Raw genomic sequence first — 21566 nt, forward strand, 5'->3', positions numbered from 1 at the left:
CTCATTCCGCGCCCGAGCCTCATCCCACGGCGCTTCCCGCACCACCTGGCGAAGCACCGGCGCAAGAGCCGCAGGACGATACCGCCGGGGATGAGTTGCCCGTGGTCGATATGCAACTTGGCATGCGCATGGCCGGTGGACGCGAGGCATTGGCACACGACATGCTCAGCCTGCTCTTCCAACATCTGGATGAATCTGAGCAGGCAATTCACGCCGCCTGGGTCGCTCAGGATGCCGAGGCTTTCCATGAACAGGTCCACCGCCTCAATGGCGCCTGCCGCTACTGCGGCGTGCCGCAACTGGCCCTATTGGCGGAGACGCTGGAAACCCGCTTCAAGGCACAGGGACTCGAAGCCTGCCAGGGACTCTACGCTGCGCTTCAGACCGCGATCACGCGACTACGCGAGTGGCAGGCCCAGCACTGGCAGATCGAGGACTGACGAGTGCAGGCTCAAGCGCCGCAGCACTCGCCGCTATCGTCATGCTCGTGGTCGTGGCTGTGGCCGTGCTCGTGTTCATCGAGCTGCGCCATGACCCCGGCTTCCTGCCCGGCGACCGCGAGGCGCTTCATTTCCGTCACGGCCTCTTTAAGGCCCACGAACAACGCCCGCGCGATAACGGCATGTCCGATATTCAGTTCATGAACGCCGGGGATCGCGGCAATCGCCTCGACGTTGTGGTAATGCAGACCATGACCGGCATTGACCGTCAGCCCCAGTTCGAACGCCATCTCGGCCGCCGCCACCAGGCGTTGGTACTCGATACGCTGTTCTTCGCCACTGGCTTCGGCATAGGCCCCGGTATGCAGCTCGACGGTCGGCGCGCCCAACTCGAACGCGGCCTGGATCTGGGCGGGCTCGGGGTCGATGAACAGCGATACGTCGCTGCCCGTTGCGGCTAGCCGGCGGCAAGCCTCATCCACCCGTTCACAGGCGCCCACGACATCGAGCCCACCCTCGGTGGTGAGCTCTTCGCGCTGCTCGGGCACCAGGCAGACATTGGCGGGACGCAACGCCTCAGCGAAAGCGATCATCTCCTCGGTCACGGCCATTTCCAGATTCATGCGCGTCGTCAGTGTCTCGGCCAGTATGCGCACGTCGCGTTCCTGGATATGGCGGCGGTCCTCGCGCAGATGCAGGGTAATGCTATCGGCGCCGGCTTCTTCGGCCAGCATGGCCGCCTGCACGGGATCGGGATAACGCGTCCCACGGGTCTGGCGCAGCGTGGCGATATGGTCGATGTTGACGCCCAACAGGATACGTGGCGGATTCATGGCGGATTCCTTTCAATGAAAAAGTATGAAATGCGCGATTAGGCTTGCGTTCAGTATTTAGTTGGCGCGTCGACGCTCGGCCAGTCGCCGCATCAATTCTCGCGAGCGCAGGGGGCGCTCACCCAATAAAGGCGCCAATGCCGCACGCGTGACATGCTTGGCAACGCCTGCCAGTCCCGGCGCCTCCCAGTCGCCCCGCGCCAACCACTTGAGGCTGCGCCCATCGATGCCGCTCTCTCCGGCAGCTACGGCGCGAAAACAATACCGCTCGGCGTGGTATCGATAATGCGTGTAGGCGTCCAACGGGGCATCGTGTTCATCGACGAAACGCGGTGCCATGTCGAGGCTCTCCAGCAGAGTGACTTCCAGACGTCTCAACGCTCCCGCCCGCTTGGCAGGCGATGGCAAGGCCTCGAGCGTCAGCGCGTAAAGCGAAAAAACCTCATTCACCGGATACTCCAGCGGCAATACGCGCGCCATGAGTTCGTTGGCGTAAAGTCCGCACAGCAACCCTTCACCGGCCAACAAGGCCGTATTGCCCTGACTTTCAAGCAGTCGCAAACGCTTGAGTTCACCATTGCCACTCCAGGTGACGTGCAGGGGGGAGTATGGCTGCAGGATCCCGCGCGCCTTGCTGCCACCGCGTTGCACGCCTTGGGCAACGGCACGCACACGCCCCTGGGTGAGCGTCAGCAACTCGACGATGGCGCTGGTCTCACGGTAGGGACGTTTGTGCAGTAGAAAGGCCGGTTCAGGCGTCATCGCGGCATCCATGCGCCAGGGCAAGCGCCATCAGTCGAGATCGTAACCCAAGCTCTTCAGGGCGCGATCGTCGTCGGACCATCCACCCTTGACCTTCACCCACAGGTTGAGCATGACCTTGGCATCGAAGGCACGCTCCATCTCCAGACGAGCTTCACGGCCGATGCTCTTGATACGTTCTCCCTGGTCGCCGATCAGGATTTTTTTCTGTCCCGAGCGCTCGACCAGAATCAAGGCACTGATGTGCAGCGTCTTGCCGTCATCCTTGAATTCCTCGATCTCGACGGTCATCTGATACGGCAGTTCGTCACCCAACTGGCGCATGACCTTTTCGCGCACCAACTCGGCGGCCAGGAAGCGCTCACTCTTGTTGGTGATCTGGTCTTCGGAAAAGTAATGCACGCTTTCGGGCAAGCGTTGGGCGACTTCGGCTTCAAGCTCGGGCACGTTGGTACCATTCTTGGCCGAGAGCGGCACTACGGCGGCGAACTCGCGCTTCTTGCTCACGCTATCCAGCCACGGCAGCAGACTGCTCTTGTCCTCGAGCCAATCGACCTTGTTGACGGCCAGAATCACCGGTGCCGGTACGTTGCTGAGCTTCTCGAGCACCACGTCGTCTTCCTCGGTCCACTTGGTGCGGTCGACGATGAAGATGACGCAATCGATATCGCGCAGGGCGTGCGTGGCTGCCTGATTCATGAAGCGATTGATCGCCTTGTCGCGACCTCGCGTCTGAATGTGCATGCCCGGTGTATCGACATAGACGAACTGAGTGTCTTCCTCGGTCTTGATACCCATCACCTGATGGCGCGTCGTTTGCGGACGCCGCGCAGTGATGGAAATCTTCTGGCCGAGAATCCGGTTCATCAGTGTCGACTTGCCGACATTGGGGCGGCCAACGATGGCCACGAAACCACAGTGTTGCGTCATGCGTGCCTGCTCTGAGAAGGTTCGAGTATTTCCAGCGCCTTTTCGGCGGCTTGCTGTTCAGCGTGGCGGCGGCTGGAACCGACACCAAGTGTATGATCCTCGAGCATCTCGACATGACACTCGATGGTAAAGACCTGCGCGTGCGCTTCGCCTTCGACCGAGACTACCTCATAGCGTGGCAAAGACGACTGCCGCGACTGCAAGAATTCCTGAAGTCGCGTCTTGGGGTCTTTCTGGTTGTCCTGTAGATCGAGGGTTTCCAGGCGCGTCGCGTACCACGACAGCACCCGCGCCTTGGCGACGTCCATGCCCGCATCGAGATAGATGGCGCCGATCAGCGCTTCGACGCCATCGGCGAGAATCGAATCGCGCCGGTGGCCGCCGCTTTTCATCTCGCCGGAGCCGAGTCGCAGGCATTCGCCCAACTCGAACTCACGCGCCAGTTCGGCCAGGGTCTGCCCTTTCACCAGGCGCGCACGCAAACGCGATAACTGACCTTCTCGCGCTTGGGGGAAGCGCTGAAAAAGCGCTTCACCGATCACGAAGTTGACGATGGAGTCACCCAGAAATTCCAGGCGCTCGTTGTTCTTGCCCCCATAGCTACGATGGGTCACCGCCAATTCAAGCCGCGCGGTATCGCGAAACTGGTAACCGATTCGTTTACTGAGGGCATGCAAAGGGCTACTCACGACACTGCCTTTTTCATCTGTTCTGGGTGAAGCGGCGGAGAGCATGGCTCTCCCCCAGTATGCGTCAGTCAAGAGTATGGTTCATTCGATGACTCTGACACTAGAGAAACTCGGCAAGCCGCTATCCCAGTGCATCCACACTGCGAACGCCTTGCCCACGATATTCTCTTCCGGTACGAAGCCCCAGTAGCGGCTATCGTTGGAATGATCGCGGTTGTCGCCCATCATGAAGTACTGACCTTCGGGCACCACGACCTCCCGCATGTGCGGACCAGGATCGTCGGGATTGTTATAAATGGCATGCGCCACACCATCCAACTGCTCCTCGAGCAGTCGCTCGCCGGGCGCTATCTCTAGATCAGAGTCGGTCAACGATTTGCCGACCGGCTTCCCGTTGACGTAAAGCTGCTTATCTTCATAACGAATGCGGTCCCCTGGCAAGCCGACGACACGTTTGATGAAGTCGACCGAGGGATCGTCCGGGAAGCGAAACACCATGACATCGCCACGCTCGGGCTCGCCGACATCGACGACCTTGGTGTTGATGACGGGTAGCCGCAGCCCGTAGGTGAACTTGTTGACCAGGATGAAGTCTCCGACCTTGAGTGTCGGGCGCATCGAGCCGGAAGGAATCTGAAACGGCTCGACCACGAAACTCCGCAGCACCAGCACGATCAGCAGCACGGGGAAGAAGGAACGCGCATAATCCACCGCCCAGGGTTCCTTGCCTAACTTGTCCCGCGTGGCGGTGTCCAGCCCACCTTCGACTTGCGATTCGGCCTTTTCCAGACGAGCACGGCGGGTTCGCCGCCACCATACGATATCTACCAGCCAGACAATGCCGGTGATGGCGACCGCCAACACCAGCAACAACGAAAAATCCATGGCTATGATTCCTAATCATTCATCTTGAGGACGGCAAGGAAGGCATCCTGTGGAATTTCTACTTTACCTACCTGCTTCATGCGCTTTTTGCCTGCCTTTTGCTTTTCGAGCAATTTCCGCTTACGGGTCACATCGCCACCGTAACACTTGGCGGTGACGTTCTTGCGTAGCGCCTTGACGGTCGAACGTGCGACCACCTGCCCGCCCAACGTCGCCTGGATGGCAACGTCGAACATTTGACGCGGAATCAGCTCTTTCATCTTTTCCACTAGCGCGCGTCCACGCGGATGCGCGTGATCGCGATGCACGATGGTGGCGAGTGCATCGACGCGGTCACCATTGATCAATACGTCGAGACGCACGAGATTGGCGGCTTCGAAACGCTCGAAGTTGTATTCGAGCGAGGCATAGCCTTTGGAGATCGACTTCAAGCGATCGAAGAAGTCCATCACCACTTCGCTCATCGGCAATTCGTAGGTGAGCTGAATCTGACTGCCCAGGAACAACATGTCGAGCTGTGTCCCGCGACGCTGTTCGCACTCGGTGATGATATTGCCGACGTATTCCTGCGGCACCAGAATGCTGGCACGCACGATGGGCTCGCGCATCTCTTCGATGTCGGCCATGTCCGGCAATTTGGACGGATTGGATACGTATTGTATCTCACCATCTTTCATGACCAGTTCGTAGATGACCGTCGGCGCCGTGGTCAGAAGGTCCAGGTCGTACTCACGCTCGAGACGTTCCTGGATGATCTCCATGTGCAAGGTGCCGAGGAAGCCGACGCGGAAACCGAAGCCCAATGCATCGGAGTTTTCCGGCTCGTAATCCAGCGACGCATCGTTGAGGGCCAGCTTTTCCAGCGCATCGCGGAAGTCTTCGTAATCGTCGGAGCTGACCGGAAAAATGCCTGCATAGACCTGGGGTTTGACCTTCTGGAAGCCGGGCAAGCGCGCGACGTCATCTCCCCCCTTGGCATGCACGATGGTGTCACCCACCGGCGCGCCGTGAATGTCCTTGATGCCGGCCACGACGAAACCGACTTCACCGGCACGCAGCACACCGGTTTGTTTTCGCTTGGGCGTGAAGATGCCGACTTCACTGACTTCCCAGGCGCGCTCGGTGGACTTCATGCGGATCTTGTCGCCCTTCTTGATCGTGCCGTCGAACAGGCGCACCAGGGAAATCACACCCAGATAATTGTCGAACCACGAATCGACGATCAGCGCCTGCAACGGCACCTCGGGGTTGCCTTGGGGCGGCGGCACGTCACGCACCAGACGCTCGAGTAGAGCGTCCATGCCCAGGCCGCTCTTCGCGGAAATTTGGCAGGCATCGGAGGCATCGATGCCGATGATTTCCTCAACCTCATGGGCCACGCGATCAGGATCGGCCTGGGGCAGGTCGATCTTGTTGAGGACCGGCAGGACTTCGAGCCCTTGCTCCACCGCCGTGTAGCAATTGGCCACTGATTGCGCCTCGACGCCTTGCGCCGCATCGACCACCAGCAACGAACCCTCGCAGGCATAAAGCGAGCGCGACACTTCGTAGGAAAAATCGACGTGGCCTGGCGTATCGATGAAGTTGAGCTGATAGACCTGACCATCCTCGGCCTTGTAGTCCAGCGTCACGGACTGCGCCTTGATGGTGATGCCTCGCTCACGCTCGAGATCCATCGAGTCGAGCACCTGCTCCTTCGTCTCGCGCTCGGTCAAGCCACCGCAGATCTGGATGATGCGGTCGGAAAGCGTCGACTTGCCGTGGTCGATGTGGGCAATGATGGAGAAATTGCGAATGAGTGGAAGCGTTGCGTTATTTTCGTCGCGGCTCATCAAGTCCTACCTGGGTCAGAAACACGATCCGGCCAAGCGATGAAGCAAGCGTACGCGGACCGATGGACAATTCAATTGAAAGGCATTGTACCGGCAAGCACCTTCCATGGACAGCGAGGGCGTGTGATCGACACGACGAGGCCCCGACGGAGCGGGGCCTCGATGCCTAGCGTCTGCACGCCGACCCGGTATCAGTCATCGGCGGGCTGCAGCCGCAGCGCCACGAACAGCGATTGTCCGTCACGCATGATACGCACCGGAATGGCACGGTCAGTGGGTGCATTCTTCACCGCTTCCAGCAAGGCATCGGTGTTTGCGATGGCCTTGCTATCGAAGCTGACGATGACGTCACCGCGGGCGATTCCGGCCGCAGCTGCCGCACCTCGTGGGTCGATCTGACGCACCAGGACACCGTTGTCGACGTCCAGTTGCTTGCGCATCTGCTCGTCAAGGTCGCTGATCGCGACGCCCAGGCGCGCTTGACTGTCATTCTCCTGGGGCTGTTGGCTGGACGCCATTTTGCCCTCTTCCGGCCAGTTGCCTACGGTGACCTCGACCTTCTGAGGCTCGCCATCACGCAGGATGTTCAGCGTCACGTCGTCGCCAGGCGATACACGGCCCACCAAACGGGGCAAGGTGGTGGAATCCTCGACCTTTTCGTCGTCAACCGCGAGCACCACATCGCCGGCCTTGAGTCCGGCCTCGCTGGCAGGGCCATCATCGGTGACATCGGCAATCAACGCACCGCGCGTATCGTCAAGACCGAAGGATTCCGCCAAATCGTCCGATACGGGCTGTATCACCACCCCGAGCCACCCACGGCTGACGTGCCCTGAGTCTTTCAACTGATCGGCGATGTCCATCGCCACATTGATCGGGATGGCGAAAGAAACCCCCATGAAGCCACCGCTACGGGTGTAGATCTGGGAGTTGATGCCCACGACCTCGCCATCGAGATTGAACAAAGGGCCGCCGGAATTGCCAGGGTTGATCGCCACATCGGTCTGGATGAAGGGGACGTAAGCGTCACTCGGCAGGGTGCGATTGATGGCGCTGACGATGCCTGAAGTGACCGAATGATCGAACCCGAAGGGCGAGCCAATGGCCGCGACCCATTCGCCAACCTGCAGGTCGTCGGAGTCCCCCATGTCGAGTGTCGACAAATCGTCGGCATCGACCTTGAGTACGGCAACGTCGGTTTTCTTGTCGGCGCCCACCAGAGTGGCCTCGAGCTCGCGGCGATCATTGAGTCGCACCACGATCTCGTCGGCACCGTCCACCACATGCGCGTTGGTCATGATGTAGCCATCACGGCTGATCACGAACCCCGACCCCAGCGAGTGGCGTTCTTGACTGCCCTGACCGGGCGCTCCCGGCGTCATGGGCGGCATCTGATCGCCGAAGAAGTGGCGAAAGATATCGGGGACGCCCTGATCTCCAAACGGCGATCCAGACATGCCCCGGGGTTCGACCGTACTGGTAGTGGAAATGTTGACGACGCCCGGCGCGGCGTCTTCGACCAATTGAGTGAAATCCGGCAGTTCGCGCGCCTGAGCGATCTGCGCAGCGCATAACGTAACGAACGCCAATAACAATGGGGTGACATAACGAGAGAGACGTTGCATAAAAGACTCCTGATGAAAAGCGTGAACTCGTTGACTAAAACGAGGAGTCACATTGACAACTGCCGGGATGCACACCGGCCTACCAAGGGTCGATAGCCAAGAGATCTCGTATCGACACCTTTATTGCTACATTAAAGGGAGAAGCATTCACGGAAAAGCATCATTGGCTCAATGGGCGTCCCTGCTACCTGTCAGCCGCCTCCCGCACCTATCCACACAGCACGTCGCCGAAGCGCCAAACGACAAAGGCGCGCTCCTGACAACAGGTAACGCGCCTTGGCACGGGATCGTCACACGCGGACGACAGACGGCATGGAATTAACGCTGACTCGATACCTCGGCACCCGAGCCATCGGATGCGCGAGAAGACGACATCCAAGCCTCGCTAGCTCCCTGCTGCTGGTTCAAGTACGCCTGCAGAAGGCGCGCCTGCTCATGGTCGCTGCTTAACGCCTGACGCGGAGAGTCGGAAAAGAGCGACGCATCCATACCGACCTCCATGGCACCGCCGGGCCCTGAAGGCGCCATGCTGGGAAATACTGGATTCGCCCCGGACGAGGTCAAGAACCCGTTTCCGTCGCCGCCGAAACTCGCTAGCCTGGCGCCGACACCGCCCCCCGAGGGCGCGCTCTGCAGCGATGCTGGCTGCACGCTGGCGCCGCCCTCGGCGGAAGGCGTCTCGCTGGAAGAGGCATTGCCGCTGGCGAATTCAGCCCCTTCACCAGTGACACCGTCCGGCGAATTGGCGTTGTACACCTGAACGCCGGTAATGACCATCAGCGACACCGCAGCCGCGACGGCGGCACTTCCTGCGAAGGAAGACGGCACCACACGACGCGAGTTGGTCGCCTCCTGAGGTCCGGATTCGTCGGCAAGGCGCGCCATTATGCCGGCGGACAGATCCGCACTGACATCCACACCACGATCACGCTGCATCATGCTGCGCGCCAAGTGATAACGCCGCCATGTCTCGGCGTCTTCAGGCGCGTCTTGCAACGACTTCATGACACGGCGTATCTCGAGCTCGTCGCCCTCATTATCCATCAGCGCGGACAAGGGCTCTCGCACGTTCTGATTCATACCTACACCCTCACATTCGAGAAGACGACTGCCCATCGTCTACTGGGCGCTACGCAGCGGTGCACGTGTGGCAACACCTTTTCTTGATATCTTGCACGAGCGTCTTGCCCACCTGACGCGATAGCGCCCACTCATTCCACTGGTACTCGTTGAGACGTCAAAGGCGCCGGACAGTTCAATTTTGCATGCGTCGAGTGACACTTTTTTTATCACCCGGCTTGATCACTCGACCGTGGCATCGGCCTGACGCGGCGCATTGAGCATCGGCTCGATGGCTTTATCCACCGCCTCACGTGCTCTGAAAATGCGCGAGCGCACCGTGCCGACCGGGCACTGCATGATATTGGCGATGTCCTCATAGGCGAGACCATCCATCTCACGCAAGGTGATCGCGGTCCGGAGATCTTCCGGCAGGTTCTCGATGGCCTCGAACACCACCGCCTCGAGCTGATCGCGCTGCAAGGCGGCTTCCGGAGTCTCGATGTCGGAAAGACGACCGCTATGGTCGACTACCTCGGCATCCACGATGTCCATATCGCTGCCCGGCGGCCGTCGGCCGCGGGAAACAAGATGATTCTTGGCGGTGTTGATGGCGATGCGATACATCCACGTATAAAAGGCACTATCGGAGCGAAACTTGCTCAAGGCGCGGTATGCCTTGATGAAAGCTTCTTGGGCGACATCCTGCACTTCGGCAGGGTCATGCACATAACGCCCGATCAAGCCGAGGATCTTGTGCTGGTACTTCTTGACCAGGAGATCGAAAGCCCGGGTGTCTCCCTTCTGGGCACGCTCGACGAGCTGGTGGTCGGTATCCCTGGTGCCCATTCATTCCTCCCCCATGCCGGAGGCACTATAAAGCGAAGCGCCGACAACGGCGCCAGCGCAGGAAAATTGTATCTGCTGTGTGGTCATCATGTTCCAGTCGAGCCCACAGGGCACTGAAGAATCAAAGTAATAGACGAAATTGGGCGAAGACCTAGGGTCATGTGGCCGATCCACTTGCTTGACTTAAGTAGTGCCTAGTGTTCCTTTTTCTGCCCGCCCCATCAAGGCGATAAAGCGGCGGATGCGCTGATGGCATCCGAGCATTGACCGTCATCATGGCGAGAAGTTCGGCCATGACATTGATTTTCCCAGCGCTGACAGGCGATAGTAACGATTCTTAGCAAGCGAAACCGATGCCCTTCGCGACACATATCTACAGGTAGCGGAATGTCAGAACAGCAGGTCAATAACATTAACGTCCTTTCTCAGGACGTACTGGTCACACCCGAAGCGCTCAAGCGTGAAATTCCTCTTTCCGAGGAGGCCGAGCGCACGGTACTCGAAGGGCGCCGAACCGTTCAACGGATTCTCGACGGCGACGACCCGCGTCTTGTTGTCGTCATCGGCCCCTGCTCGATCCACGATGTGGATGCGGCACGCGATTATGCTCGCCGTCTGCGCCAACTGGCCGACGAGGTAAGCGACAGCCTGTACGTGGTCATGCGTGTGTATTTCGAGAAGCCGCGCACGACCGTCGGCTGGAAGGGGCTGATCAACGACCCGCACCTCGACGACACCTTCGACATCCAGGAAGGGCTGCGCACCGCCCGGCGCCTTCTGGTGGAGCTCACCGAAATGGGCCTGCCGTTGGCCACCGAGGCGCTGGATCCCATCTCGCCGCAGTATTTGCAGGATTGCATCAGCTGGTCGGCCATCGGGGCACGCACCACCGAATCCCAGACACACCGTGAAATGGCCTCCGGTCTCTCGTCGCCGGTCGGCTTCAAGAACGGCACCGACGGCAGTCTCGACGTCGCGGTCAACGCGCTCAAGTCCGTCGCCAATCCGCATAACTTCCTGGGTATCGACCAGGGCGGACAAGTCGCCGTCATTCGCACACGTGGCAACCCCTACGGCCATGTCGTGTTGCGCGGCGGCAACGGCAAGCCCAATTACGACAGCGTCAGCGTTACTCTCGCCGACCAGGAGCTGCGCAAGGCGGGCGTGATACCTAATATCATGGTCGACTGCTCGCACGCCAACTCCAACAAGGATCCGTCCTTGCAGCCCTTGGTAATGGATAACATCGCCAACCAGATCCTCGAGGGCAACACCTCGATCATGGGGCTGATGGTCGAATCGCACATCGGCTGGGGCAACCAGAAGATTCCCGAGGATCGCTCGCAGCTTCAGTACGGCGTTTCCATCACCGATGCCTGTATCGACTGGCCGACCACCGAAACGGCCATGCGCGAGATGAACGAGAAGTTGAAGCCGGCACTGCCCCAGCGCCAGCGCGGCGAATAAGTCCCTTGCGCCCTCTCTCCACGACCCCGCCTCACCCGCGGGGTCGGTTCATCGACGACCTCTCAAGAGACTAGGCGCTGTCTGCAACGTGTTTCGGAACCTTACTGTGCCATGCCGTCGATTTCACGTCGGAAAGGCGGTAATGAATCGAGCAGTGCCCGTCCATAACGACGCGTCAGCACACGCCGGTCGAGTAACGTGATGCGCCCCTGATCGGCTTCCTTGCGGATCAACCGGCCGCAGGCCTGGACCAGACGAATCGAGGCATCCGGCACCGAGATGCGCATGAACGGATTCCCGCCCCGGCTTTCGATCCACTCCGCCAGCGTCGCCCCTACCGGATCATCAGGCACGGAAAACGGCAGCCGAGTAATGACCACATGCGTCAGGTATTCCCCCGGCAGATCGATCCCCTCGGCGAAACTTGCCAACCCGAAGATGACACTGCCCTCCCCGGCATCGATGCGCGCGCGATGACGCTGCAACAAGTCACGTTTAGGCAGGTGATTTTGAGCCAACACCCGCTGACGCACCGCCTCCGGCAACGCTTCGAGCACGGCATGCATCTGCTTGCGTGACGAGAACAGCATGAGCACGGCTTCGCGTTCACCCAACGCTTGGGTGAAATCGAGCAGCGCACGCTCGTGGGCCTCGCGATTGCTGGGATCGACAGCTTCCGGCGGCACGCTGAGCACGGCCCGCGAGTAATCGAACGGGCTGGGCAGACGTTGATAGCGATAGCGATTGGCAAGCCCGGCGCGTTCTTGCAAGCGCTCGAAGCGATTGAGCGCCGTCAGCGTCGCCGAGGTCACCACCGCCCCATAGCATGTGCCCCACAGATGCCGGGCCAAGGTCTCGGCGGCCGAGACGGGGCTTGCCGAAAACGTCAGCTCCACCTCGCCGGCGACACGCTCGAAGGTCAGCCAACGTGCCTGCGGCACGCCGTCCTCAGGGTCCGTCGTGGCCAACGCCTGCCACAAGGCGTGCGCATCCAGAGCACGGCCGTGCAGCAGGGCGATCAACGGCAGCCAGGCCTCGGCCTGTTCGCGAGATAAACCCGTGGCTTTTTCCGGATCGAGGCTCTCACGCAGGATATCGGCCATGCTCTCGAGCGTACGTGACAACTCGGCAAACGCCGTGACCATCGCCCCGGCCTGCTCGGAAAGCGCCTCGGGCACCCGCCCCATGGAGAAGCGGTGATGCACGGCGTCATTAGTCTCTTCAGGCAGCCCGTTTTCCAGTTCGGCGATACGATGCCCCATGGCAAACGCCTCGCCGAGGCGCGGCTCCAGCGCAGCGATGGCTTCCGGCAAGCTCGCCAACAATCGAGCCAGGGTCGGCTGCACAGCCAGCGCGGTATTCAGCTCGGTCAGCGACTTCTTCAGCGTGCGCAGCCAGCGTAGCGTACCGTTGACCGGCAAACGGTGATAGAAGTGATCGAGAGCCTTGTCGGGTAGATGGTGTCCTTCGTCGAAGACGTAGATGCACTCCTTGGGCGAGGGCAATACCAACCCGCCCCCCAGGGAAAGATCCGCCAGCACAAGGTCGTGATTGGCAACGATGATATCGGCCTGATCGAGACCGCGGCGGGCACGAAAGAAGGCGCAGGCACCGAAGTGGCCACAGCGGCGGTTGGTGCACTGGCGATGATCGATGGTCAGACGGCGCCAATCGGCATCGTCGATTCCCGTCGGCCAGCTATCGCGATCCCCCTCCCAGCGCCCTGCCGAGTAGGCGTCGGCCATCTCCTGCGCCAAGGCCTGAAAGTCGTCACCATCGCGGGACGTCATCGCTTCCTCGAAAAGCGATAGCGTAGGGTTGTCTTCCCCACCTTCCAGGACTTGATCGAGCCGTGCCACGCACAGATAGCGTCCCCGGCCCTTGGCCAGGGCGTATTCGAAATCGAGGCCACTGTGCGCCTTGAGGGCCGGTAGATCGTGGTGCAGCACCTGCTCTTGGAGCGCCACCGTGGCGGTGGAAATCACCAGGCGCTTACCGCGTGCCTGAGCGATGGGCAGCGCGGCCAGCAGGTAGGCCAACGTCTTGCCAGTACCGGTACCCGCTTCAAGCACGCAGACATGCTCGTTGGAAAGACGTCGCCCAGCATCATCCGCCTCGATGCCGCCCAGGGTCCGCGCGATCTCGGCGATCATCAGGCGCTGCCCATAACGCGGCGTCAGCTCGAGCCCATCGAGCACCTTTCGGTAGGCCCCCTGGATGGTTGCCTTGAGCTCAGGGTCGAGCGCTTTGGATGCCGTCTCTGCCAAGGGTCAGAGCAGCCCTTCGGGAGGATGCTGACAGGGCAGCTTGGCGTCGATGTAGGATTCGATTCCCGGCAGCGCAAAGGCATCTTCTTCGCCGACAAAACTGATCGATACACCCTCGGCGCCGGCACGTCCCGTGCGGCCGATACGGTGCACGTAATCTTCGGGATCTTCCGGCAGGGTGTAATTCACCACATGGCTGACATCATCGATATGAATGCCACGCCCTGCCACATCGGTGGCAACCAGCACATCCACCTCGCCGTTACGGAAACGGTCGAGCGTTTCGATACGCGCTTTTTGCGGTACATCACCGGAGAGCATCGCCACGTTGATCCCCGCCTGGCGCAGTTCGCTGTCGAGATTGCGCACCAGATCACGCCGATTGCCGAACACGATCACACGTTCCATGCTCTCCTGATTGAGCAAGTTGATCAGCAGGCGTTGCTTGTCGCTGTCGCCCACCAGGTAGACGCGCTGATCGATGTTGGCGGCATTCTCGAGGCTGGCCTCGATCTCGACGTGTGTGGCGCCATGCGTCCACTGCTTGGCCAAGTTGAGAATGTCCGGACTGAACGTCGCCGAGAAAAGGAAAGTCTGGCGTTCTTCGGTCTTGGGCGTATGTTGGATGATGCGCTTGACGTCGGGGATGAAGCCCATCGACAGCATACGATCCGCTTCGTCGAGGACCAGCACCTCGGTTTGCGTCAAATCGACATCGCGCTTCTCGTGGAAGTCGAGCAGACGCCCCGGCGTCGCGACCAGCACATCGAGCTTGCGCGACAACTGATCGCGCTGCTTCTGATAGTCCATGCCACCGACGACACTGGCCACATTGAGCGACGTGAAGCGCGCCAGTGCCTTGGCGTCTTTCTCGATCTGCAGCGCCAACTCCCGTGTCGGCGCGACGATCAACGCACGTGGCGCACCGGGCTTCTGGCCGTCAGGGGCTTTCTCTTCCAGGAAGTACGCCAGAGTCGAAATCAGGAAAGCGGCGGTCTTGCCGGTCCCCGTCTGCGCCTTGCCGACCACATCGCCACCTAGCAGCGTATGGGTCAAGGCTTCTGCCTGGATCGGCGTGCAGTATTCGAACCCCAGGGCGTGAATCGCGCGCATGAGCGGCACAGGAAGATCGAAATCGTGAAAACGCCACTTGCCCGCCACCGGTGTCACCTGGAACTGCTTGATGTCCCACTGGGACTGCGAACGACGCGGCTTGCGACGCCGACGCTTTGGCTTGCGGTTCTGGGCCGGTTCTGGGGTTTTATCCGACTCACTCATAGGCTTCTATGTCTGTCCATATTCGTACGCAAATGCATGAATCCAGCGCGCTTGTCCGCCTTTCCGGAGCGCGCCACGGCCATCGCGACAGCCAAGCTGGATCACGACGCAAGCAGACATTGTATCAGTCATTGCCGAGCATCGCGCGGGCATCGCGCTCAAGCACGGATGCCGCTCGGCGGCGCGACTGGTAGAATGATCCTCAAGTCAATACGACACAGGGTCACGACATGACACGCAGCAAGAAAACGCGCTCGATCGCCAGCAAGGTGACGATTCGCACCGGGCGTCGCAAGGATTTCCGTAAATGGCGCCACGACAACCCCGATCAGGTCAAATCGTCGCCGCGCTACGTGCAGAAGAAACGCCAGCAACGCAAACTACAGGCCGCACGTCGCCTGGCACGTCAACAGCAGGCGCCAACCCTCGACGTGCATGGCGCGCCGACACGCGACGACGATTCACGGGGTGATCGCTGATGCGCCTGGTCTCCTTCAACATCAACGGAATCCGCGCTCGCCTGCATCAACTGGAAGCGCTCATCGAAGCGCATCATCCCGATATCATCGGTCTCCAGGAAACCAAGGTGCAGGACAGTGAGTTCCCGCGTGAAAGCGTCGAAGCGCTCGGCTATCACGTCGCTTTTCACGGGCAGAAAGGCCATTACGGCGTCGCGCTACTCACCCGACAGGCCCCCGAGGTCGTGCATTACGGCTTACCCGACGATGGCGAAGAGGCCCAGCGACGCTTGATCGGCGTCCGCATCAGCTGTGACGACGGCGACACCATGACCGTCTACAACGGTTACTTCCCGCAGGGTGAGAATATCGAGCACCCCACCAAGTTCCCCGCCAAACGCGATTTCTATGCCCGCCTCACGGCATTGCTGCAAGAGCGACATACGCCCAATGAGCGGCTCGCGGTCATGGGAGACTTCAACATCTCGCCCGCCGACATCGACATCGGCATCGGCGAGTCCAATCGCAAGCGCTGGCTGCGCGAGGGCAAGACCAGTTTCCAACCCGTGGAGCGTGAATGGCTCAAGCGACTCGCCGACTGGGGACTGAGCGATTGCTATCGTCTGCGCTACCCCGAAGTCGACGATCGCTTCAGCTGGTTCGACTATCGTTCGCGGGGCTTCGAGCGCGAGCCTAAACGCGGCCTGCGGATCGACTACATCATGGTCACCCCCACGCTGTGCGAGCAGGTGGAAGACGCCGGTATCGATTACGCACTACGCGGCATACAGCGTCCTTCGGATCACGCCCCGGTATGGGCACAGCTCGCGTTGTAATACGCATCAACGTCCGTAAAAAGCGTGTGTCACATGCGTCATTGCGTATCGGAGAGCACCTGAGGCGTTGCCTCATCGGGTATTGCGTCGACGTCAGGCGCTTTCCCGACATCCCCTTCGCCGAGCGATGCCAGCCAGGACTCGGCCTGCGACGCACCGGCATCGCGCGCCGCTTCGAACGCCTCTCGCGCCGCCTCTTCATCCGACGACGCCAGTTGCGACACGCCCTCCAAGAGCCAGGTTCGCGCGGGATCGGCTCCCTGCTCACGTGCTTGGTGAAACGCTTCTATCGCCGTCGACCATTCACCCCAACCGTAGGCCAGCTCGCCGAGCTGGCGCCAGTCCTCGGCGGCCTGGGTCTCTTCAGCCAGCGCGCGCCACGCCGACAGCGCCTTGTGGTGCGCGCGCGCCGACGTCCAGGCCTCGGCAAGAAGACGCCGGTGCTCGCGATCGCGTGGCAGCGTGCCTTTCTCGAATGCCGTTTCCAGATGCTCGGCGGCACGCGCCGGGGTGCCGCCCGCCAGATGTAGCCGAATCAAACGCTCGAGATCGTCCTCGCCCGCGAGCGCGCCCCGCCGCCAACCGGCCTCCCATAACGCCGCTGCCAATCCCGGCTGCTGCATGCGCTGCGCCAGCGCGGCGGCACGCCGCCATGCCTGGGGATCGTCACTATTGCTTTGCAACTGATCATCGAGCAGCGCCAGTGCCGCGTCGTAACGCTCGGCATGCTGATAAACGCTGGCCGCCAGGCGACGCCTCTCGGTCTCCATACCACCCGCGCGCCGCGCGCGATCGACCCACTGCGCCGCCTGCGACCACTGCTCGAGCGTCGCCTGGGCTTGCACCATCAGCCACAGGCTGTCGCGGTCACCGCCATGACGCTCGATCCACTCGCCCAGCAATTCGGCGCCTTGCGCGGTCTGCCCCGCGCGCAGCCTCAAACGTGCTTCCTGGTTGAGCCAGCGCCGGCGCGAATCGCTCCCCACACCGTCAATGCGCCGTGCTTGATAAAACAAATCCGCAGCGGCAGCTTCCCGACCTCGATGCGCCTCACCCGTGGCCGCCAATTGCAGAAACAAGGCACGTGCCCAGCGATCCGCCCGATTACCGCCTTGTAACCGCTCAGCGGCCGCCTTGGCGTCATCGATGGCGCTCTCGCTGGCGTTATCCTGCATGCGCTGCTGAAGCGACTCCAACGCCTGCACCATATCGGGTGCCAGTGCCGGCCCGGCGGCACTGGCACTCGTGCTGGCCATTCCCAGCCCCAGACATAGCATCGCTACACATCCCCAATGACGCCACTGCATGCGTTACCTCTCGAGACGAAATTCCAGCCGCTGACGCGCTTCACGCGGATGATCGCTTTGCGAAAACTGCCAATCGGCGACGGCCTTGAGCGCCGCACGTTCGAACGTGCTACGCGGCTCGGCATCAGTGACGTGCAAGGAATCGCGATCGACTCGCCCATTGGGCTTGATCGTGAAGCTCACCTCCACGAACCCCTCGATGCCACGCCGTTGCGCCCGCGACGGATACTCCGGCGGCACGCGTTCGGTGGGCTGCGGCGAGCCGACTTTTTCAGCGTCCTGCTCACTCGTTTCACCGTTCGCCGAGGCATCGGCATCTGAGGCGTCCGCGCTGTCGCCTTGCGACGCTGCATCCGCAGGTGACGTTGCTTCTGCAGGCTCAGGCTGCGGTTCGGGCTCAGGCTCAGGCTCAGGCGCCGGCTCGGGTTCCGGCTCTGGAGTGGGCTCGACTTCCTCGAGCTCGGGCAACGACTCCTCAGGCACTTCCGGCGAGGGAGGCGCCGAGGCTTGCGGCTCGGGCAACGTCAGCGAACTGTCACTCTGGGTCGCGGGCACTGGCGAGGGCGGCGGAGGCGGCGGCGTTTGAGCCGGTGGCGTCGGGGCATCCGGTGCAGCCGCTTCCGGTGCCGACGCCTGCTGTGCCTCGGGCGCCTCGACGCGTGACACCGACATCGGCTGCTCGACCGGCTCATGGTTATCCTCCGGCGGCGCCACCAGCAAGGCCAACAGATAGAAAAGCCCCAATGCCATCAAGATGCCGCCTGCAGCGCCTGCGATCGCTCTCATCCGTCGGCGCCTCGGTCCGCCGCCACGGCGACGTTTTCAACGCCGGCATCGCGAATGGCATCCATGACTTCGATGAGCAGCCCAGTGGTCGATTGGCGATCGGCCTGAATCACCACGCCGCCTTCGTCGCTCATCAGACTGGCCACTTCATTGCCGACGCGATGTGCATCCACCGGCTGTCCATCGACCCACACGGCGTCCTCGGCAGTGATCGCCACCATGACCTGCGCTTCGGGGCGCGCGGTCGCGGAGGACGATTCGGGACGGTCGATTTCCACGCCACTCTCCTTGATGAAGCTGGTCGTCACGATGAAGAAGATCAACATGATGAACACCACATCCAGCATCGGCGTGAGGTTTATTTCCTGGGCGTCGTCATTGACGTCCTGTAGTCGACGCCTACGCATTGGCATCCTCCACGGCACGTGCCATGCGGTCATGAAGCCGCTGATCCTCGCGCCGAATCACGTGTTCTAGACGGGTGGTGAACAATAGCCCCACCACGGCGACTGCCATGCCGGTCAATGTCGGTAACGTCGCGCGGGCCACGCCATCGGCCATGGCCCGCGCCTGGTTGACGTCGGTCAAGGAGAGGCTATCGAAGACCTGAATCATCCCGGTGACCGTTCCCAGCAATCCCAGCAGCGGGCACAGCCCCACCAGGAGTTTGAGCCACGGCAGAGGGCGCCGCAGTTGACCGATGAGCTCCGAGGTCCAGACCTCGCGCAGCGTCAACGCGCTCCAGCTGGCGTGATCGCGGCGCGCGACCCAGCGCGCCACCAATGCCCGACGACGACGGCGATGCACGAATTGCCAGTACAGACCACGCTCCAGCCCCATGGCGAAAAGCGCCATGGCAACCAGGGCAATCACCACCAGCACCGGACCACCGGCATGAACCAGCCAGACGATGGGCTCAGCGAGCGTGGACATCGGCCTGCGTCCTCGTATGCCCGTATGAGGCCTCGAGATGCTCGGCCAGCACGGCACTCGCCCGACCCTCGAGCGTGCCGAGCAATTCGCGGCTGCGACTGCTCAAGGCGGTATGCGCGAATAGAAGCGGCACGGCGACGATCAGGCCCAGCACGGTGGTCACCAATGCCTGGCTGATCCCGCCGGCCATGAGCTGCGGATCGCCGGTGCCAAACACGGTGATCGCTTGGAAGGTGCCGATCATCCCGGTCACGGTCCCCAACAGCCCCAGCAAGGGGGCGACGGCCGCCATGAGCTTGACCAAAGGCTGACCACGCTCGAGACGCGGCTTTTCGGCCAGTAGCGCTTCATCGAGGCGTGCCTCCAACGCTTCCGGTGCATGATCGTGACCCAGTGCCGCGAAGCGGCCGAGCACCCGCCCCAGCGGATTATCGCTGCGCAAGGTCTCGGGAGTGCGGAGCTGACGACGCAGACGCAGGCTGACCATCAGCAAATACGCGTATTGCGACAACGCCACCAGCAACCCCACGATCCCCAGCACGACGATGACGTAGCCGACTGAGCCGCCTTGCTGAAAACGCTCCCACAGCGAGGGTTGTTGCGCCAAGGCATCGAGCACATTGCCTTGCGTGGGATCGAAAACCACGCGGTCGCTGTCACCATTCTGGAAGGATTGCAGCGCGTCGCTGGCATCTTCGGGTGTATGTGAGATCACACGCAGACCAGCTTCGTCCGCTTGATTGCCCGCGTCACGTGTCAGAAGCTTGCCACCGCTGAAGGCGAGAAAGTCGCCCAGGCGTACCGCCTCACGTTGCTCGACATTACCTTCGGCATCGGCGATGGGCGCCTCGAAGCGCACGCCACGCCCGGTCTCCGCTGTCAGCTCGGCAAACGTCCGCCCCAGGTTTTCCAGTGTCTGGGTATCGATGATGGCGTCATCGTCGAGCCGTTCCGGCAGCGTCGTCTGCGTCCCCACTGTCAACCAACCGTCACCCAGCGCATCGCGCAATTCGCCGATTTGTCCTTGCGCCACATCGAATACGCCATCGAGATCGCCCGCTTCATCGCGACGCCGCTGGTTGACTTCATCGAGCGCTTCACGCTGACGCGTTTGCGTTGCCTCCAGCTCGTCGCGCCGTTGACGCGCGTCATCGCGTTCGCTTTCCGCTTTTTCCACCGCGTCGCGCAGTGCAGTGCGGTCGTCCACCAGTGCGTTCAAGCGCTCTCGGTCTCGCGCCTCGGCAGCTTCGCTATCCGTGCGCAGACTTTCCAGCATTTGCTGCAGCGAGGGGCTCGAGTCACTCTCCTGAGCCATCGCCGATGGCACGATGCCCGGCAGTGCCATCGTCAATATCAGCACCGGGGCCAATGCCAATACCCGGGACCGCAGAGACTTCCATGTGCTCATGATGCCCCCTCGTCCTGGGCTGGAGAATTCGCGTCGTCGGCCGATTGCGTCTCGAGCGTTACCGAGACTGGAAGGTCGAGCAATGCCGGCGCTCGCTGATCACGCGCAATACGCAGCCCCTTGCGCAGTTCATCGAGCGCATCGCCCTCGAGGGGTTGCCATTCCTCGGCATCGGCACGCCAGACGCCACCGGCGCGGCCATCCGGCGTGGCGTAATAGAGCCCGATACGCCCTACGCGGAGGTAATCGACCTGGCGGTCGTCGTCGCCCACCAGCGGACCTTGCCAGGCATCCATCTCGCGACCATAGTCGAGCTCCGTGCGCCAGGCGGAGAGCACGCGATCGAGCTTGTCACCCGCACTCATCTCGCTGTCATCGAGCATCGTATCGAGACTCTCGACGCGTGCCAGGCGCTCCTCGCGCAAGAATGGCAAGTCGGCTTCGATCAGGGTGCGCAATTGCGACACCATATCGCGCAACTGCCCCGGCAGGGCTTCACGCGTCACCGAGAGTTGATCGATGGCCTCGCGGCGCTTCTCGATCAAGGCCTGCTGCGCCTGATTACGGCGGGCAAGCTCGTCGTTGTAGCGCTCGAGCCGCGAGGCCTCGCGGCTAGCATCGCGCAAGCGCGTCAGCAATTCACGCGTTTCGTCGTCGGCCGCGTCTATCTTGTCCTGCAGCGCCGCCTGTTCTTGCTGCGCCTGCGCACTGGCGTCTCGCAATGACGTCTGCTGCGCCCAGGCCGTTGCCGAAACGCCCATCAATAACGCCATACCGGCGCAGGCCGCACGCCGGCATGTCCGTGTTCGGCTTCGCGTGTCGTTAGGCACCACGCTTTCTCCCGTTGCTTGATCGTGTCGAACGCTCATCAGCGCCGACGAATGGACGGCTAGTACGCTAATACAAACAATAATAATTATCA

At 61.5% G+C, this 21566-nt stretch carries 21 protein-coding genes; 4 read left to right on the forward strand and 17 right to left on the reverse strand.

From position 1 onward, the window contains the following. On the forward strand, positions 1-440 hold a 440-nt coding region (locus tag OP495_RS02085), incomplete at its 5' end, for an Hpt domain-containing protein (protein ID WP_280566893.1). A gap of 11 nt (positions 441-451) precedes the next feature. On the opposite strand, the gene pdxJ is transcribed toward OP495_RS02085, so the two are convergent. The 9 genes from pdxJ to rpoE form a co-directional block, all read right to left on the reverse strand. Then, positions 452-1273 (reverse strand): pyridoxine 5'-phosphate synthase, encoded by an 822-nt coding sequence (gene pdxJ, locus OP495_RS02090; protein ID WP_280561271.1) that lies wholly within the window; start codon positions 1271-1273, stop codon positions 452-454. A gap of 57 nt (positions 1274-1330) precedes the next feature. Beyond that, positions 1331-2035: a DNA repair protein RecO gene (gene recO, locus OP495_RS02095; protein WP_280566895.1), complete on the reverse strand. Its 705-nt coding sequence runs from the start codon at positions 2033-2035 to the stop codon at positions 1331-1333. 30 nt (positions 2036-2065) lie between these two features. Continuing rightward, positions 2066-2965, reverse strand: coding sequence for a GTPase Era (era, locus tag OP495_RS02100; protein WP_280566897.1), 900 nt, complete (start codon positions 2963-2965; stop codon positions 2066-2068). Further along, the gene (rnc, locus tag OP495_RS02105) at positions 2962-3654 is read right to left on the reverse strand and encodes a ribonuclease III (RefSeq protein ID WP_280561274.1); all 693 of its coding nucleotides are present in this window, start codon (positions 3652-3654) and stop codon (positions 2962-2964) included. The genes era and rnc overlap by 4 nt, the downstream gene beginning before the upstream one ends. 81 nt (positions 3655-3735) lie before the next feature. After that, on the reverse strand, positions 3736-4539 hold the full coding sequence (gene lepB, locus OP495_RS02110; RefSeq protein ID WP_280566898.1) for a signal peptidase I: 804 nt from the start codon (positions 4537-4539) through the stop codon (positions 3736-3738). A gap of 11 nt (positions 4540-4550) precedes the next feature. Then, positions 4551-6371, reverse strand: a complete 1821-nt coding sequence (gene lepA, locus OP495_RS02115; RefSeq protein ID WP_280561278.1) for a translation elongation factor 4 — start codon at positions 6369-6371, stop codon at positions 4551-4553. Positions 6372-6562: 191 nt separating this feature from the next. Beyond that, entirely contained in the window at positions 6563-7996 is a 1434-nt protein-coding gene (locus OP495_RS02120) for a DegQ family serine endoprotease (protein ID WP_280561280.1), read from the reverse strand. Positions 7997-8314: 318 nt separating this feature from the next. Beyond that, the gene (locus OP495_RS02125) at positions 8315-9076 is read right to left on the reverse strand and encodes a sigma-E factor negative regulatory protein (RefSeq protein WP_280561281.1); all 762 of its coding nucleotides are present in this window, start codon (positions 9074-9076) and stop codon (positions 8315-8317) included. Between the two features lie 222 nt (positions 9077-9298). Beyond that, complete coding sequence (gene rpoE / locus OP495_RS02130; protein ID WP_280561282.1) at positions 9299-9904, reverse strand: RNA polymerase sigma factor RpoE; 606 nt, start codon at positions 9902-9904, stop codon at positions 9299-9301. A gap of 387 nt (positions 9905-10291) precedes the next feature. Between rpoE and OP495_RS02135 the strand changes: the two genes are divergently transcribed. Next, complete coding sequence (locus OP495_RS02135; protein WP_280561283.1) at positions 10292-11371, forward strand: 3-deoxy-7-phosphoheptulonate synthase; 1080 nt, start codon at positions 10292-10294, stop codon at positions 11369-11371. Between the two features lie 101 nt (positions 11372-11472). Here OP495_RS02135 and dinG read toward each other — a convergent pair whose 3' ends face one another. Continuing rightward, complete coding sequence (gene dinG / locus OP495_RS02140; protein WP_280566899.1) at positions 11473-13638, reverse strand: ATP-dependent DNA helicase DinG; 2166 nt, start codon at positions 13636-13638, stop codon at positions 11473-11475. A 3-nt stretch (positions 13639-13641) separates the two neighbouring features. Then, the gene (locus OP495_RS02145; protein WP_280566901.1) at positions 13642-14916 is read right to left on the reverse strand and encodes a DEAD/DEAH box helicase; all 1275 of its coding nucleotides are present in this window, start codon (positions 14914-14916) and stop codon (positions 13642-13644) included. Positions 14917-15146: 230 nt separating this feature from the next. Here OP495_RS02145 and OP495_RS02150 point away from each other — a divergent pair, with 230 nt between their 5' ends. Together OP495_RS02150 and xthA are read left to right on the forward strand one after the other, a co-directional pair. After that, entirely contained in the window at positions 15147-15395 is a 249-nt protein-coding gene (locus OP495_RS02150; protein WP_280561286.1) for a hypothetical protein, read from the forward strand. Continuing rightward, positions 15395-16210 (forward strand): exodeoxyribonuclease III, encoded by an 816-nt coding sequence (gene xthA, locus OP495_RS02155; RefSeq protein WP_280566904.1) that lies wholly within the window; start codon positions 15395-15397, stop codon positions 16208-16210. The genes OP495_RS02150 and xthA overlap by 1 nt, the downstream gene beginning before the upstream one ends. A 38-nt stretch (positions 16211-16248) precedes the next feature. On the opposite strand, the gene OP495_RS02160 is transcribed toward xthA, so the two are convergent. The 6 genes from OP495_RS02160 to OP495_RS02185 are packed head-to-tail and all read right to left on the reverse strand — an operon-like array spanning position 16249 to position 21477. Continuing rightward, a complete protein-coding gene (locus OP495_RS02160) occupies positions 16249-17517 on the reverse strand; it encodes a hypothetical protein (protein WP_280566905.1) in 1269 nt (422 codons plus the stop codon). A 3-nt stretch (positions 17518-17520) separates the two neighbouring features. Next, positions 17521-18303, reverse strand: a complete 783-nt coding sequence (locus OP495_RS02165) for a TonB family protein (protein ID WP_280566907.1) — start codon at positions 18301-18303, stop codon at positions 17521-17523. Beyond that, entirely contained in the window at positions 18300-18710 is a 411-nt protein-coding gene (locus OP495_RS02170; RefSeq protein ID WP_280561290.1) for a biopolymer transporter ExbD, read from the reverse strand. Before OP495_RS02170 ends, OP495_RS02165 begins: the two co-directional genes overlap by 4 nt. After that, on the reverse strand, positions 18703-19236 hold the full coding sequence (locus tag OP495_RS02175) for a MotA/TolQ/ExbB proton channel family protein (RefSeq protein WP_280561292.1): 534 nt from the start codon (positions 19234-19236) through the stop codon (positions 18703-18705). The genes OP495_RS02170 and OP495_RS02175 overlap by 8 nt, the downstream gene beginning before the upstream one ends. Continuing rightward, a complete protein-coding gene (locus OP495_RS02180) occupies positions 19220-20644 on the reverse strand; it encodes a MotA/TolQ/ExbB proton channel family protein (protein WP_280561293.1) in 1425 nt (474 codons plus the stop codon). The genes OP495_RS02175 and OP495_RS02180 overlap by 17 nt, the downstream gene beginning before the upstream one ends. Beyond that, entirely contained in the window at positions 20641-21477 is an 837-nt protein-coding gene (locus OP495_RS02185) for a DUF3450 domain-containing protein (protein WP_280561295.1), read from the reverse strand. Before OP495_RS02185 ends, OP495_RS02180 begins: the two co-directional genes overlap by 4 nt. Positions 21478-21566: the final 89 nt, after the last annotated feature.

The organism is Chromohalobacter sp. 296-RDG, from assembly GCF_029889885.1.
Taxonomy (GTDB): Bacteria; Pseudomonadota; Gammaproteobacteria; order Pseudomonadales; family Halomonadaceae; genus Chromohalobacter.

What these genes read in the sequence shown, in the direction of transcription:
- OP495_RS02125 (WP_280561281.1), bottom strand. Translation starts at nt 9,076, where the DNA reads ATGAATCAGAACGTGCGAGAGCCCTTGTCCGCGCTGATGGATAATGAG.
- rpoE (WP_280561282.1), bottom strand. Translation starts at nt 9,904, where the DNA reads ATGGGCACCAGGGATACCGACCACCAGCTCGTCGAGCGTGCCCAGAAG.
- xthA (WP_280566904.1), top strand. Translation starts at nt 15,395, where the DNA reads ATGCGCCTGGTCTCCTTCAACATCAACGGAATCCGCGCTCGCCTGCAT.
- OP495_RS02150 (WP_280561286.1), top strand. Translation starts at nt 15,147, where the DNA reads ATGACACGCAGCAAGAAAACGCGCTCGATCGCCAGCAAGGTGACGATT.
- OP495_RS02145 (WP_280566901.1), bottom strand. Translation starts at nt 14,916, where the DNA reads ATGAGTGAGTCGGATAAAACCCCAGAACCGGCCCAGAACCGCAAGCCA.
- OP495_RS02135 (WP_280561283.1), top strand. Translation starts at nt 10,292, where the DNA reads ATGTCAGAACAGCAGGTCAATAACATTAACGTCCTTTCTCAGGACGTA.
- OP495_RS02175 (WP_280561292.1), bottom strand. Translation starts at nt 19,236, where the DNA reads ATGTCCACGCTCGCTGAGCCCATCGTCTGGCTGGTTCATGCCGGTGGT.
- OP495_RS02170 (WP_280561290.1), bottom strand. Translation starts at nt 18,710, where the DNA reads ATGCGTAGGCGTCGACTACAGGACGTCAATGACGACGCCCAGGAAATA.
- OP495_RS02180 (WP_280561293.1), bottom strand. Translation starts at nt 20,644, where the DNA reads ATGAGCACATGGAAGTCTCTGCGGTCCCGGGTATTGGCATTGGCCCCG.
- era (WP_280566897.1), bottom strand. Translation starts at nt 2,965, where the DNA reads ATGACGCAACACTGTGGTTTCGTGGCCATCGTTGGCCGCCCCAATGTC.
- OP495_RS02165 (WP_280566907.1), bottom strand. Translation starts at nt 18,303, where the DNA reads ATGAGAGCGATCGCAGGCGCTGCAGGCGGCATCTTGATGGCATTGGGG.
- OP495_RS02120 (WP_280561280.1), bottom strand. Translation starts at nt 7,996, where the DNA reads ATGCAACGTCTCTCTCGTTATGTCACCCCATTGTTATTGGCGTTCGTT.
- OP495_RS02160 (WP_280566905.1), bottom strand. Translation starts at nt 17,517, where the DNA reads ATGCAGTGGCGTCATTGGGGATGTGTAGCGATGCTATGTCTGGGGCTG.
- lepA (WP_280561278.1), bottom strand. Translation starts at nt 6,371, where the DNA reads ATGAGCCGCGACGAAAATAACGCAACGCTTCCACTCATTCGCAATTTC.
- pdxJ (WP_280561271.1), bottom strand. Translation starts at nt 1,273, where the DNA reads ATGAATCCGCCACGTATCCTGTTGGGCGTCAACATCGACCATATCGCC.
- lepB (WP_280566898.1), bottom strand. Translation starts at nt 4,539, where the DNA reads ATGGATTTTTCGTTGTTGCTGGTGTTGGCGGTCGCCATCACCGGCATT.
- recO (WP_280566895.1), bottom strand. Translation starts at nt 2,035, where the DNA reads ATGACGCCTGAACCGGCCTTTCTACTGCACAAACGTCCCTACCGTGAG.